Origin of the sequence: Indolivaga capnocytophagoides DSM 22835, assembly GCF_000426485.1 — a bacterium.
Lineage (GTDB): Bacteria > Bacteroidota > Bacteroidia > Bacteroidales > Dysgonomonadaceae > Dysgonomonas_A > Dysgonomonas_A capnocytophagoides.
In genome coordinates this window covers 1-14,862 of record NZ_AUFL01000026.1, presented here as the reverse complement: position 1 = coordinate 14,862, position 14,862 = coordinate 1, and the positions used below count along the sequence as shown (strand labels likewise).

Sequence of the window (14,862 nt, the reverse complement as noted above, 5' to 3'; positions counted from 1 at the left end):
ATGCTACCCCTCGACTTGCATGTGTTAGGCCTGTCGCTAGCGTTCATCCTGAGCCAGGATCAAACTCTTCTTTGTATATCTTTTTTTATATTCTCAGAATTATTCTAACCTTTATTATTGACTCTAGGTATTGACTTAGAGTTGATACCGGTCGTAAGACCGTATCACCCGTCTAATGCTATATTTTTTTGTTCCTTTTCAAATCTTTCAAAGATCGCTTCTTTTATTTTTCGCTTCTCTTAGTGACCGTCTCTCGGTCTTAAAGCGAGTGCAAAAGTAGTCCCTTTTACTATACACTCCAAATATTTTTATGCCTTTTTTTAAAATATTTTTATGCCTCCTTTACAACAACATTATTTACAACTACTTAGAATTATATCTTTTTTTAAAAAAATTAGTACACTGATGTAGGAAACCAGAAAAACCGCTCCAATAAAAGAATACAATGCCAATCTCATTTTATCGCAGATCTATTATCTTTAATAAAAAATCTATGACATTAGATTTATATTTGCTTATATATTCTTTCGAAACCTTTTATACTATCTTTGCATTAATGTTAAGGTCTATGACCTTTTTATTGTTTTAAATAGTGTACATCAAGAAATAAAAATTTTATCTATACTATAAAGCGATCGACTATCGATAACTTTACTTATACTTATATATATTGATTTAATACAGAATGGGAAGCTTCAATTTTCGATTTATTTTCAAAACCATCGGATTCTTACTTATCATAGAGTCTCTTTTGTTGATGATATCGGCTGCGATCTCTTTTTATTATCATGAACTCAGTGGTGATGCATTTCTCATTAGCGGATCTATAACTATAGTTGTAGGTATAATGCTTCGCTTATTAGGAGTAGAACCTCGCGAAAAACCAATAGGAAAACGAGAAGGTTTTCTTTTGGTATCTATTTCATGGGTTATACTATCCGCTTTCGGTATGCTCCCATTCTGCATAAGTGGCGTAATACCTAAAATAAGTGATGCATATTTCGAAACGATGTCAGGCTTTACAACCACCGGCTCCACTATTATACCCAATGTTGATGTTATTCCTTTAGGGCTTTTGTTCTGGCGATGCCTCACTCAATGGGTCGGCGGCCTTGGTATTGTGGTATTCGCATTAGCCGTACTGCCGATTATCGGGGGAAATGCCTCATTTTTATTTGATGCCGAAACTACAGGAATAGTTCGTGAGCGGTTTCAACCTAGAATAACTCAAATAGCGAAAAGACTATTGTTTACCTATATATTCATAACTGCCCTTATAACCATACTTTTATGGATTGGACCTATGAATTTATTCGATGCAGTGTGCCATGCATTATCAACTGCTTCGACAGGAGGGTTCTCGACCAAACAGGCTAGTATAGCTTATTGGAACTCTCCCTATATAGAATATGTAATAAGTATATTTATGGTTGTGGGAGGAATTAACTTCTCGCTACTATACTTTTTATTAAGAGGAAAACCGAAAAGATTGCTCCAAGACGAAGAAGTCAGATGGTACTTTGGCATTTATCTATCGTTCACGATTATAATATCAGTAGGACTGGTTCTTTCCGGACAGATCGATATAGCAGAAAACGCTTTCCGAACTTCCCTCTTTCAGGTAACATCCGCTATAACTACCACAGGATTCTCTACAGCAGACTTTACAAGTTGGGGCCCTTTCTATATGTTCCTTATCTATCTGCTGATGATGATTTGTGCCTGTGCCGGCTCGACATCGGGAGGTATAAAAGTAATCCGTGTAGTTGTTCTGTTTAAAAATGCAATCAACGAATTTAAGCGTCAAGTACATCCTAATGCAGTACTGCCCGTTCGGGTTAATAATCAGGTATTGCCTGTGGATATCGTTACTAAAATATTAGCTTTCATCTTCCTTTACCTTCTGATTTTGTTTGTCAGCTTTCTGGTATTATCTATAACGGGGATAGGCTTTGAAGATTCTATAACAGCATCGGTTTCGTGTATGGGAAATGTAGGATTGGGAAGCCTCAGCGAAAGCGGGCATTTTGCAAATATATCGGATACTGCAAAATGGTATTTATCATTTCTCATGCTAACCGGACGCCTTGAACTATTCACCGTTTTATCTTTATTTATGCCTGCATTTTGGCGAAAATAAAATCAATGTATAATATCTGACAAATCACCTCTTATGAAAAAATATCTTCTGATAATACTCTCCTTATTTTATGTGTACAGCTTCTATGGACAAGAGAAGCAAAAAGTGAGTTTGCTATTTGCAGGGGATGCCATGCAGCATAAGTCACAACTAGATGCAGCCCGTGTCAAAGGTGGAGGCTATGATTATTCTAAATACTTCAATCAAATAAAAGACCAAATAGACTCGGCAGACATTTCAATTGTCAATTTCGAAACGACATTACCGGGGAAAGCTTATACCGGATACCCAAATTTTGGATCTCCTGATGAATTTGCTTATGCTTTGAAAGATGCAGGATTCGATGTATTTCTCACTGCAAATAATCATTGTCTGGACAAAGGTAAAAAGGGTATCGAACGAACTATTATGATGCTCGACTCGATGCAGGTCAAGCATTTGGGCACATATGTCAATGAGGAAAAGAAAAATGTTCTTTATCCGATGATGATTGTAAAGAATGATATCAGAATAGGTATGCTTAACTATACTTATGACACAAACGGCATACCGATACAAGCTCCCAATATTGTTAATCTGATAGACAAAAAACAAATTGTCTCAGATATAGATATGTTAAAGCGAATGCAACCAGATATCATAGTAGCCAATATGCACTGGGGTGAAGAGTACAAGTTAAAGCCCAGCACCGAACAAAAGGCATTAGCCGACTTGCTCATCAAAAACGGAGTAAGGCTTATTATTGGCTCTCATCCTCATGTCGTTCAACCTATAGATATACGGCAAAACGGCGATTCAATAGAAAACATAATAGTTTACTCTCTCGGGAATTTCATATCCGGAATGAAAGCTGTCAACACCGATGGTGGAATGATTGCCCGAATTAACATAAGCAAAGATGATAAAGGAAATGTAACAATAGACAGCTGCTCTTATTCTCTGGTATGGGTATATAAACCTTTAGAAAATGCCAAATTACAGTTTCAACTTATTCCAATAGAGAAATACGAAAATAAGACAGGTGAAGAGAAAATAGGCAAAATGTCTTTCGATAAAATGAGTGCTTTCGCTAAAACCGCGCGAAAGACAATAGAAAGTCTTTGGCCAAAGTCTTCGGCTGTTATATCAGGAGAAGATTCGTCACCCCGTAAAAATTGATTAACTTTGTGCTTCTCTAAAAGAAAAGCAAAACAATATACATAAAATAAAATGGCACAGAAAATCATTCTGACTGGAGACAGACCAACAGGTGCACTACACTTAGGACACTATGTAGGATCTTTGAAAAAAAGAGTCGAATTGCAAAATACCGGCGAATACAAACAATATATCTTAATAGCCGACCTGCAAGCTCTAACCGATAATGCGGAAAACCCAGAAAAAATCCGTGAAAATATCATGGAAGTAGTATTGGATTATCTGGCTGTAGGCCTTGATCCGGAAAAAACCACTTTCCTTATCCAATCTTGTATTCCCGCACTGTACGAACTGCCGATGTACTATTCGAATTTAGTAACGATGGCTCGTTTGGAACGTAATCCGACTATTAAAACAGAAATACAGTTGAGAAACTTCCAACGGGATATTCCGGTAGGATTCATGACTTACCCCATTAGTCAGGCTGCTGATATCACAGCGTTTAAAGCTCAGTATGTACCTGTTGGAAACGACCAGCTGCCTATGATCGAGCAAACACGTGATATCGTTTCAGCATTCAACCGTATATACAAAGAAATTCTGGTAGAACCTAAAGCTATACTTCCCGATAATGTTACAGCTCAACGTCTTGTCGGAACAGATGGAAATGCTAAAATGAGTAAATCTCTTGGGAACTGCATCTATCTGAAAGACAAAGAAGACGTAATCAAAAAGAAAGTAATGGGAATGTTTACAGACCCTAACCACTTACGTGTCGAAGATCCCGGAACGGTAGAAGGCAACCCCGTATTTACTTACCTTGATGTATTCTCTACCGAAGAACTATTCAAAAAGCATTGCTCCGATTATGCCACACTTGACGAAATGAAAGATCACTATCGCCGTGGAGGTTTGGGTGACGTTAAGATCAAACGAGTACTGAACGACATCATGCAAGACATTTTACGTCCGATCAGAGAACGCCGTGAAGATTATGAACAACGCAAACCCGAAGTTTTCAAAATGATCGAAGACGGAACAAAAGCGGCTATCGAATATACTAACCAAACTTTAGCTGAAGTTAAAGCGGCTATCGGTATCGATTACTTCGCAAGCCAATCTTTTCAGGATATGTTTATCAATAAGTAAAAGATCTCTTTTCAATATAATAAAGGATGGGCTTCGGTTCATCCTTTTTCGTCAGGGCTCTCCCTCCTACTTCTCTAAACTCTTCGACAATATAAAGTACACAGGAAAACAAGGTACGCTCTCGTTATGGTATCGGTCAGATGCTGTTACAAAATAGTATACTCCCCGTTCAGTATCTTCTGTTTCCAGCCGGACTTTAGTAGAATGAATACCTGTCATTACGATTGAACGTACATCTTTCGTATCGCAATTCTCCGAATCTGTTTCGTAAATAGTATAAGTCTGCGCCTCGTTATTATCGGCAGGTTGCCACTCTATAGTCGTATATCCTTCAGAATCTCTGTATACCTGCATATTAAGAGGCGAATTAGGAGCTTCATTATCCAGCCATGTCAATGGTGGTAACTTAGCCGGATACACATAGTATGTGTTTAATCTGTCACGTATGCCTTTCAAATTATCTAATACATTTGCCGCACGATAAAATGCCTGCCCTCTGCTTTCACTCTTACGGGTATAATCAATCTGTCGGGTTATATCCTCCGGTTTCCAATCCCCTTCTGACGGCAGCAGGCGGTAAATACCCAGACCGGGAACGACCATGCGTCCTTCGCTCATACTGATCCAATCATCGACATATTTGTCAAAATCTGTTTCATTATAGTATAACATCGGATAAACAGCATCCATCATTCCGGTCTTAAGCCACATTCCGGCATCCTGATGTACACTTTCGTAAGCAGTCCAGCGTCCACGCATCGGATCGAGATTACGGTAACGCCCGATCGGGCTGCAACTGATCTGAACCCATGGCTTTTTCTTTTTCACCAAGTCATGTACTCCCGTTACCAGTGCTGTGATATTATCCCGTCGCCATTCCTTTAAAGACTTTCCTCCTCCGTATTTATTGAAAGTATCTTTATCGGGAAACTTAACTGCCGATTCCGGATAGCGGATATAATCAAACTGTATACCATCTATATCGTAATTGCTGACAATCTCATCGACAATTTTCAGTAAATAATCTTTCGTTTCGGGATTCCCCGGATCAAGATACCACTCACCCATATGCAGTTTAGTCATCTTCGGATACTTAGCTACAACAGAATTCCGCCCCTGAGCTTTTACTTGTTTAGGTGTACCAAGCGGAAAAGTAACAACCCACGCATGGCATTCGATTCCCCTTTTATGGCATTCTTCGATAGCATAAGCAAGCGGATCGTAAGCAGCATATGCACCTACCGAAATATCTTTCTGAAAATAAGGGCTCCAAGGTTCTATTTTCGACTTATAAAAAACATCCCCCCTGATACGTGCCTGAAAGAATATGGTATTTATATTAGCCTGCTGTAATTGATCGAGCAAACGACGAAGTTCTTTCTTCTGTTCGTCCGGAGTTTTTCCGGGCGAAGGCCAATCAAGATTCCAATTTGTCGTAAACCAAACAGCTCTGACCTCTTCCGGTTTATTCTGAGCATGTAAGGGAAAGAAAAACAGACTAAGAGTACACTGTATAAATAGTTTTTTGAATAACCGCATAAAAGAAAATTAAGGTCGAAGACCTATTTATTACTTGAGCAAGTATAACATACTAAACTTGTTATAACTTAAAAACATATCATTGAAACTTTCATTCACGTCGAAGAACGCACCCTATTTACGGCAATGACAATCAACAATATGATCATCAACATAACCCGTTGCCTGTAAGAAAGCATAACAAATGGTGGTTCCGAAAAACTTAAATCCGCGCTTCTTCATATCCTTACTTATCGCATCCGAAATATCAGTCGAAGCAGGAGCTTCCGCCAATGTCTTCCATTTATTTACAATCGGCTTGTGATCCGGAAAAAATGAGAGTAAGTATTTACTGAAACTTCCGAATTCTTTCTGAACGTCAATAAACGCACGGGCATTAGTTACTGTTGCTTTTATCTTCAGACGATTACGAATAATCCCTTCAAAAGATGCCAGTTTTTCCATTTCTTCATCGGTAAAATTCACCACTTTGCGAACATCAAATCCGGCAAAAGCTTTTTTATATCCCTCCCTCTTGCGAAGGATGGTAATCCAGCTCAATCCGGCCTGGGCACTTTCCAATACTAAAAACTCGAACAAGACATCGTCATCTGTCACAAGTTTACCCCATTCTTCGTCGTGGTATTTTATATAAAGAGGATCGGTTCCACACCAACCGCAGCGTACGATAGTTGATTCCATATTTTTATCTTTGTCCCTAAATCGGACTGTAAATATACGACTAAGTAACAGAAAGATTTTAATATTTGTTCAATTTCATTGGTCATTTTACTTGACCCTGCATAACCTAAACAAGTTTAGCTCTGCTCTCGCTGCTTTAAATGTTCATTTATATTGTCCCATCAGATTTTACAGTTTCCGAATTCCCCTCTCTGTTTTATTCTTTTCCTTACCTATTTACACGTTATTCTATTTTTAACTAAAATAAAAAAGTAACAAAGGTTCCATCTTTCCAACCATTTTATGGAGTAACCTTTTTTTTATCACCTATCGAATGTGGGATCGTAAGCATCAAAGTCTGTCTCTGCCTCCGGGGAATCAGACTTGACTTTGAGTGCTTTTCGCCTTTCTTTCATTTCTTCTTCCGTGTAATTACCGCTTCCATTATCTTGTAAGAATTGAAGTTGATCGGCTGCCTCTTGATTCTGAACTATGATTTCCCAGGGTACACGAATATTTTCTACCTTCTCTTCAATTTCTCCTTCTTTAGCCATTGCCATTTTCAGTGTCTTTTCATCTGCAGAGTATTCTTTCATGGTTACCGTTTTTCCGGTCAGGTATATTTCACCGTACTCATCTACTGCATATTTATAACGGGTGGTAGTTACGGTATAGCCGTTCTCTAATCTTTGTTTGAGGATTTTTCGGGCTTTTTGAGCCAGCCTTTCGTCACGACCTGCACGCGCATCATCTATCATTTCCTTGAAGTCGGAATATTTGCGTACCCACTGATAGAATGTTTTACGGCTGATGCTGTACATCGCGCAGATTTCACCCAATGTATATTCATCCTGTTCTATTGCGTCTGCTATTTTCTTGCCTAGTTGTTCTGTGTATTTTGCCATAATTATAAAGTGTTTTTTCCTTATAGATAAAATTTCAGAAAACAGGAGAGCATATCTTCTTCGTTTCTTTTAGGCAACAAAAAGGTCTAAAACCTTAAATTGCAGATAAAAGTTTTAATTATCTTTGCATAACGAAAAAACAAAAAGATCCCTACCGTTTATTTTATGAAAACTGATATTGAAATTGCCAGAAGCATTGATTTAAAGAAGGTTATTGATATTGCTAAACAAATTGACATTGATGAAGACCATGTACATAATTATGGTAAATACATGGCGAAAATACCATATTCGCTGATTAATGAACAGCAGATATCTCAGAGCAATCTTATCTTAGTAACAGCCATAACCCCCACAAAAGCCGGAATAGGCAAAACAACAGTATCAATAGGTCTTACTCTCGGACTAAACAAAATCGGCAAAAAAGCAGTCGTAGCACTCCGTGAACCATCACTGGGGCCTTGCTTCGGGATGAAAGGCGGAGCTGCCGGAGGAGGATACGCACAGGTACTGCCGATGGAAGATATAAACCTGCACTTTACAGGCGACTTTCATGCGATAACTTCGGCTCACAATATGATCTCGGCTTTGCTCGATAATTACTTGTACCAAAACAGATCTACTGGAAAAGGACTAAAAGAAATACTATGGAAAAGAGTACTCGATATAAACGACCGTAGTTTACGTTATGTGGTAACAGGTCTGAGAGGTAGTGCCAACGGCATCCCTTCCGAATCGGGTTTCGATATAACTCCGGCTTCGGAAATCATGGCGATTCTCTGTCTGTCGAAAGACATCGAAGATCTGAGACGCCGTATTGAAAAGATCATTCTCGGATATACATACGAAAACGAGCCTTTCACTGTGAAAGATCTGGGTATAGCCGGTTCAATTGTTGTACTGCTTAAAGATGCCATTAATCCGAATCTGGTGCAGACAACCGAACACAATCCGGCAATTGTACACGGAGGGCCTTTTGCTAATATCGCACATGGCTGCAACTCGGTAATAGCAACCAAAGTGGCACTAAGCCATGCAGACTATGTGGTAACGGAAGCGGGATTCGGAGCAGATCTGGGTGCAGAAAAGTTCTTTAATATCAAATGCCGTAAAGCGGGGTTAACACCCAAATTAACGATCATTGTAGCATCGGCACAAGGGCTGAAAATGCACGGTGGAATAGCTCAGGAAGATATTAAAAATGAAAATATCGAAGGTCTTAAAAACGGATTGGCTAATCTCGATAAACATATCTCAAATATGAAATCCTTCGGACAGACCGTTATCGTGGCTTTCAATAAATACGGAACCGATACCAAAGCCGAAACCGATCTTGTTATAGAGCACTGCAAATCTCAGGGAATAGCTATAGCGATAAATAAAGCCTACTCCGATGGTGGAGAAGGAGCTGTTGATCTGGCCAATCTGGTGGTAGAAACAATAGAAAACAATCCTTCGGGAGAGTTAAACTTTACTTATCAAGACTCTGACTCGATACAGACAAAAGTCGAAAAAGTAGCTAAACAAATATACGGAGCATCATCTATCGAGTACAGTGCCGCCGCACGCAAAATATTGAAATTGGTACAAGGCACCGAAATAGAACATTATCCGGTCTGTATAGCCAAGACCCAATATTCGTTTTCGGACGACCCGAAGGCGTATGGTGTGGCAAAAGATTTCGGACTGACTATCAATGATATTGTCATCAACAACGGAGCCGAATTTGTTGTTATAGTAGCAGGGCCTATTATGCGTATGCCGGGATTACCAAAAGTACCACAGGCTAACCATATAGATCTCGCAAATGGATTGATAGAGGGACTTAGTTAAGCCTGATCAACATCTTGTAGGGGCGTATAATTATACGCCTTCAATAAATAACAGGCGAAAGATTTTTCGCCCCTACAACGTCAAAAGATATAAATTTATGAAAAGAACACTTTACCTTGTTTTTCTGCTGCTGGCATGTTGTAGTGCTAGCCAAGCTCAGGTTAGCTATACAAAGCAGGATTCGTTGATTTTCGATAAGTATGTCACTTCTCTCAAGTCACAATCCAATCTACCGATAAACGAACTCGTTGTAAAGACAGCTCTGTTCTTTCAGAACACACCGTATGTTTCGCACACTCTGGAGAAAAGCGATCAGGAGCGATTAGGAGTAAATCTGCGTGAATTTGATTGTACAACCTTTGTTGAATCCTGTATGGCTCTGAGCCGCACCATCAAATCGGGGGCTCCTACATTCTCCAACTTTTGCAAACAGCTTCAGAACATACGCTACCGCAATGGCATTATTCAGGATTATTCATCGCGACTCCATTACATGACAGACTGGGTGTATGAGAATCAGAAACACGGGCTATTTAAAGACGAAAGCAAAGACTTAGGAGGTATTCTCGACGACCGTAAAATCAATTACATGTCATCACACCCCAATTCTTATACAATTCTAAAGAAGGACAGCGAAATGCTTCGGAAGATAGTAGCAGCCGAACAAAATATAAACAAACGCGGAGGACATTATGTAGTCCTCAAACAAAATATAGGCAGTCTTTCCGACCGCATCAAAGACGGAGATATACTGATATTCGCAACAAGTATTGCCGGACTCGATTATACTCATATAGGTTTTGCTTATCATACAGCAGGCAAGCTCACCTTCATACATGCATCGAGCAAAGCCGGCAAAGTATGGATTGACAGTAATTCTCTTGTTGCATACTGTAATAAACAGACAAGAGGCACAGGTATTACAGTATTGCGCCTTAACGAATCAAAATCGAAGAAATGAATAAAGAGATATTTTTACGTATGAGCAGCTGGTCTCAGCTATTCTTCCTTCTGCTTTTCAGTTTCACAGGCCTCCTTCTGAGTATTGTCTTTATTAGCATTCTGGCTCCAGTCATGGGAGGAATAGATTCTCTTAACTTCATTCGTGTAATGCAGGTGTTCCAATCCGTATTCATTTTTTTGGTTCCGGCTCTGCTGTGCGCTTATCTTTTTAATGAAGACGGATGGCAGTACCTCAAGATAAAGAAAGCTGTTAATCTGAAAGTGTTGATCTATTCAATCATTCTGATAGTAGCCATCCAGCCGCTTATATCCTTCACTGGATACTATAATAAAATGATGACACTGCCCGAATCGCTTTCGGAACTCGAACAATCCATGCAGGCTATGGAAAACTCTGCGGCTGCCTTATTGGAACGCCTGATGGCAGATCATTCTCCCGATGTGGTGATTGCTAACTTTATAGTTATAGCAGTGGCTGCCGGCATTACCGAAGAATTTTTCTTTAGGGGATCATTACAGCAATTAGTAAAAAAAATATGCCACAACCGACATGTCACTGTTTGGATTACAGCATTTATCTTTAGCTTTATACACTTCCAGTTTTACGGGTTCGTTCCACGTATGCTGTTAGGTGCTTTATTGGGATATATCTTCCTTTGGTCGGGCAACCTTTGGATTCCGGTTATAGTACATACATTAAATAATGCTCTGAGCGTGGCTCTATACTATAAGTTCCACTCGACACCGGTATATGACCGGCTCGAAAGTTTTGGAACAGGAAACACCGTCTGGGCAACAGTGGCCAGCATAGCTGTAACGGGAGTTATTTTATCTTTATTATCAAGGGAATACCAGCGGAACAATCCTGAAGAATTTACAATATAAAGTCTCTGGCTTTATATTACTTAATAAGGTAAGGTTTGGAAATATTGAAAAAAAAGGACGGATTAGGGTATTTAATAAAATGGATCATCAGGTTGGGTGATATTATCACTATTAATCTGACAATTATTGTACTCGGTTGGCTGATTCCTGTATCTATTTCGAACCAGCCGCAGCTTGTTGAAACTTTTCTTCTGATCAACCTGGTTTATTTCATCACGGCAAACCTTATCCCTCTGCAGTTTCTCCAAGGACATATCGTATTCTTCGATAAGATCATACAAAAAAGCCTGAGCTTTATAACTCTATATTATATATTACTTTCAGCAGGGCTTTTTCTCTTCCGTATTGGAAGCCTCGATTTTCTCAATTGGATATTATATTACTTCGGCATAGCATTTATATACTTACTGTGGCATATAATAGTACGGAGTGCGCTCAAATGGAACAGACGTAGGGGACACAACTACAAAAGAATCATCATCGCCGGAACCGGGAAAGGAGCTATAGGTATTTTCAATGAACTGAAATCGAGTGTTTACGGATATAAGATACTAGGTCAATTCGGAGACAATCCGATCACCGAATGCAAAGAGCTTGGATATCTGGGACGAACTTCCGATATTCAACAATTCTGTGCAGATAATAATGTCGATGAGATTTATTGTTCATTACCCAATAATGCTGAAACCGAGATTATTCAGCTCGTAAACTTTGCGGAACGCAACATGATCCGATTCTTTCTGATCCCCGATTTCTACGGATACATCAAACGCAAACTTGTATTGCACTCCCTTCAATCGATCCCAGTTATCGCCATACGTCCCGAACCATTACAGAAAATCTATAACCGCATTCTAAAGCGGGCTTTCGACATAGCCTTCTCCCTAATTGTAGTCATCACCATACTTCCGGTTGTGCATATCGTATTCGGGCTGCTGATCAAGCTAACATCCAAAGGACCCATTTTATTCAGGCAGCAACGCACAGGATTACACGGCAAGGTATTCACCTGCTATAAATTCCGCACAATGGTTCTGAATGAAGAAGACAATAGCCAAACAACATGGAGAAAAGATCCCCGAATCACTGCCGTAGGTGCATTCATGAGAAGAACAAGCATCGATGAACTTCCGCAATTTATCAATACACTGATCGGTAATATGTCGGTAGTTGGGCCTCGTCCGCATATGATCCAGCAGACAGATTTGTACAATCAACTGATAGACCGCTTCATGATCCGGCATCTCATCAAACCCGGGATAACCGGATGGGCTCAGATATCGGGCTACAGAGGTGAAACCCGTACGATAGAACAAATGGAGAGCCGATTCAAGAAAGACGTATGGTATCTCGAGAACTGGTCTTTTGCTTTAGACATTAAGATTATCGCTGTAACGATTTATCAACTCATCAGAGGAGACGAAAATGCCTTCTAGCCATTTACTTAATACCTCGGGTATTCAATGCTGCACGATACTTATTAGCATTTATGACATGCTCGGCATGAGTCACTGCAAAATTATGACGCCCCGAGAAGTCTTCTTTAGCACACATGTAAAGGTAGTTATGTTTGGTTGCACTCAGTACGGCATCAATACCCTTGATAGATGGTACACGTATAGGACCCGGAGGTAATCCTTCGTGACGATATGTATTATAGGGAGAATCGACCTGAAGATGACCGAACAAAATTCTTTTCAGAGAGAAATCTCCCACAGCATATTTAACCGTTGGGTCTGCCTGCAGCATTTGACCCGATCTTAGCCTGTTGAGATAAAGCCCTGCCACCATCGGATATTCATCAGAAAAATAACATTCTTCTTCAACAATCGCGGCCAGAATGGAAACTTCTACGGGAGTCAAGCCCTGCTGTTTCGCTTTCTGCTTACGATCTTCATTCCAAAACCGATTATATTCGGTATGCATCCTCTGAAGAAAATTATCGAGAGTTACATCCCAATATACTTCATAAGTATTCGGGATAAACATACAATCGATAGTTTCAACATTGAAGCCGAGAGCCGCACACCTCGTAGAGTCATTCAAAGCAGATAAAATTGTCTCTTTAGACAACATCAATTGAGAAGACAACCTTACCGCCAGATCATCCTTTGTTCGGATATTATTAAACTTAAGTTTAACGGGAGCCTGATGCCCTCCTTTCAACAGCGAAACTACATCCCTGATTGTCATATCAGGTTTTATCGCATAGCGTCCGGTCTTTATATTTTCGGGGTAATCATAATAGTCGGCTACTTTTTTAAACTTAGCTAAATTCTCGACATGAGCGGTCGTGTCCAACTGTTTCAGGATACTATTGTAATCTTTATTTTCATCGATATAAAGGTATACCGTCTTTTCTATATTAAATCGAGTCGAAATAATAGATTCGACATAAAAAAATGCTCCTGCCAGAGCAACACCAACTATACAGACGATAGCAATTAAGACTGAGCGCTTTGATAAAGCCATTGGGTTATTTTATTAGTCAATAGTGGGGCAAAATTATAAATATTATTTCGAAAAAATCACAGTGCGCCTTGTTAAATCAAAACAAACAGCTATATTTGCATCGCATTTGGGGTTAACCCTCCTATTGCAAGGTTCAGGAAGTGTGGGTGAGTGGCTGAAACCACCAGTTTGCTAAACTGACGTACGGGTAACTGTACCGGGGGTTCGAATCCCCCCGCTTCCGCTTTTTAAAGATTTTAGAGTTAATAACTCACATGAATTAAGCAACCTTAGGGTTGCTTTTTTTATATGTGTAGTTATAATATTGCGTTGTTTATCAATTGATTATTATAATAAATCTCACCATCGGTACAGTTCCCCGTACGTCAGTTGGTTAAATCTTCAAAACAATCGTATGCGACTACTTTGCGACCAAAATCATTATAAATTATTAAAAAGGCAACGATTTATAATTAGTAATTACGACAAAGAACTATTTAAATAACTGACACAAAGATACATAATTCAGTCGCATTTTTTAGAAAAAGTGGTCGCATTTTGAATATCACAGTCTTTTATAAAAAATAAGCGATAAGAAGAAACTCCTTACCGCATTATTATTTTAATATAAATTCTATGTAAACTTTACTCTTCTATCGTCTTATCAGGTTTTTCCATTGTGTCAAACTCATCAAAATTAATTCCATCTAATTTCTTTTTTAGTACAGTAAGAATGTTAGTAGCCCTATCTTCGATAAATTGGTCTAAAGCATCATTAGGAAAGTCTTCACATCGACTCCAATCCAATATCTTATTTGAAATAAAATGAGATGGTAATATAGCTTCAAATTCAGGATTATCATATTCTTTTATGTTGGAAAATCCAGTGAGCGTTGCCCCCTCGTGCCAAATCTAAATTGCCCCCTGAAAAAACTTTATAATTACCCCTAAAATATCCTGGTCGATGGGGTCATTTTTATTTCAGATTTACTTGTTTTTACCTACCTTCATTTTTCTCACACTCTCACCGGTGAGTTCTATCAGATGTGCCGAGTGCACGATGCGGTCAAGAATGGCATCAGCGACTGTTGGCTCTCCTATTGCATCATACCAGTTGGCAACCGGTAATTGTGAAGTCACAATGATAGATTTTCGCTCATGACGATCCTCGATGATGTCAAGCAGTATTGAACGTTCTTT

At 39.3% G+C, this 14,862-nt stretch carries 13 protein-coding genes, 1 tRNA gene and 1 rRNA gene; 8 read left to right on the top strand and 7 right to left on the bottom strand.

Going from position 1 to position 14,862, the window contains the following annotated elements:
- A 16S ribosomal RNA gene (locus K322_RS0113015) occupies positions 1–75 on the bottom strand; the annotation flags it as partial.
- Between the two features lie 610 nt (positions 76–685).
- On the opposite strand from K322_RS0113015, the gene K322_RS0113010 reads away from it, so the two are divergent.
- Genes K322_RS0113010 through trpS form a run of 3 tightly spaced genes read left to right on the top strand, consistent with a single transcriptional unit; the run spans position 686 to position 4,426 of the window.
- Positions 686–2,140, top strand: a complete 1,455-nt coding sequence (locus K322_RS0113010; protein ID WP_026627279.1) for a TrkH family potassium uptake protein — start codon at positions 686–688, stop codon at positions 2,138–2,140.
- A 33-nt stretch (positions 2,141–2,173) separates the two neighbouring features.
- On the top strand, positions 2,174–3,298 hold the full coding sequence (locus tag K322_RS19400) for a CapA family protein (RefSeq protein ID WP_051290792.1): 1,125 nt from the start codon (positions 2,174–2,176) through the stop codon (positions 3,296–3,298).
- A 51-nt stretch (positions 3,299–3,349) separates the two neighbouring features.
- A complete protein-coding gene (gene trpS, locus K322_RS0113000; RefSeq protein WP_026627278.1) occupies positions 3,350–4,426 on the top strand; it encodes a tryptophan--tRNA ligase in 1,077 nt (358 codons plus the stop codon).
- Between the two features lie 66 nt (positions 4,427–4,492).
- On the opposite strand, the gene K322_RS0112995 is transcribed toward trpS, so the two are convergent.
- The 3 genes from K322_RS0112995 to K322_RS0112985 form a co-directional block, all read right to left on the bottom strand.
- Entirely contained in the window at positions 4,493–5,965 is a 1,473-nt protein-coding gene (locus K322_RS0112995) for a glycoside hydrolase family 10 protein (protein ID WP_026627277.1), read from the bottom strand.
- Positions 5,966–6,079: 114 nt separating this feature from the next.
- Complete coding sequence (locus K322_RS0112990; protein WP_026627276.1) at positions 6,080–6,646, bottom strand: DNA-3-methyladenine glycosylase I; 567 nt, start codon at positions 6,644–6,646, stop codon at positions 6,080–6,082.
- Between the two features lie 302 nt (positions 6,647–6,948).
- The gene (locus K322_RS0112985; protein WP_026627275.1) at positions 6,949–7,530 is read right to left on the bottom strand and encodes a terminase small subunit-like protein; all 582 of its coding nucleotides are present in this window, start codon (positions 7,528–7,530) and stop codon (positions 6,949–6,951) included.
- Between the two features lie 165 nt (positions 7,531–7,695).
- Between K322_RS0112985 and K322_RS0112980 the strand changes: the two genes are divergently transcribed.
- The 4 genes from K322_RS0112980 (at position 7,696) to K322_RS0112965 (ending at position 12,647) form a co-directional block, all read left to right on the top strand.
- Entirely contained in the window at positions 7,696–9,363 is a 1,668-nt protein-coding gene (locus K322_RS0112980; protein ID WP_026627274.1) for a formate--tetrahydrofolate ligase, read from the top strand.
- Positions 9,364–9,460: 97 nt separating this feature from the next.
- Positions 9,461–10,324: an N-acetylmuramoyl-L-alanine amidase-like domain-containing protein gene (locus K322_RS0112975; RefSeq protein ID WP_051290791.1), complete on the top strand. Its 864-nt coding sequence runs from the start codon at positions 9,461–9,463 to the stop codon at positions 10,322–10,324.
- A complete protein-coding gene (locus tag K322_RS0112970; RefSeq protein ID WP_051290790.1) occupies positions 10,321–11,211 on the top strand; it encodes a CPBP family intramembrane glutamic endopeptidase in 891 nt (296 codons plus the stop codon). Before K322_RS0112975 ends, K322_RS0112970 begins: the two co-directional genes overlap by 4 nt.
- A 35-nt stretch (positions 11,212–11,246) precedes the next feature.
- The gene (locus K322_RS0112965; protein ID WP_026627271.1) at positions 11,247–12,647 is read left to right on the top strand and encodes an undecaprenyl-phosphate glucose phosphotransferase; all 1,401 of its coding nucleotides are present in this window, start codon (positions 11,247–11,249) and stop codon (positions 12,645–12,647) included.
- Between the two features lie 4 nt (positions 12,648–12,651).
- On the opposite strand, the gene mltG is transcribed toward K322_RS0112965, so the two are convergent.
- Complete coding sequence (gene mltG, locus K322_RS0112960) at positions 12,652–13,683, bottom strand: endolytic transglycosylase MltG (RefSeq protein ID WP_026627270.1); 1,032 nt, start codon at positions 13,681–13,683, stop codon at positions 12,652–12,654.
- A 136-nt stretch (positions 13,684–13,819) separates the two neighbouring features.
- Here mltG and K322_RS0112955 point away from each other — a divergent pair.
- Positions 13,820–13,906: transfer RNA gene (locus K322_RS0112955), tRNA-Ser, on the top strand.
- A 401-nt stretch (positions 13,907–14,307) separates the two neighbouring features.
- Here the strand turns inward: K322_RS0112955 and K322_RS20865 are convergent.
- Positions 14,308–14,469, bottom strand: coding sequence for a hypothetical protein (locus K322_RS20865; protein WP_157279449.1), 162 nt, complete (start codon positions 14,467–14,469; stop codon positions 14,308–14,310).
- A 180-nt stretch (positions 14,470–14,649) separates the two neighbouring features.
- The coding region (locus K322_RS19395; RefSeq protein ID WP_035332083.1) for an ATP-binding protein at positions 14,650–14,862 on the bottom strand (213 nt) is incomplete at its 5' end.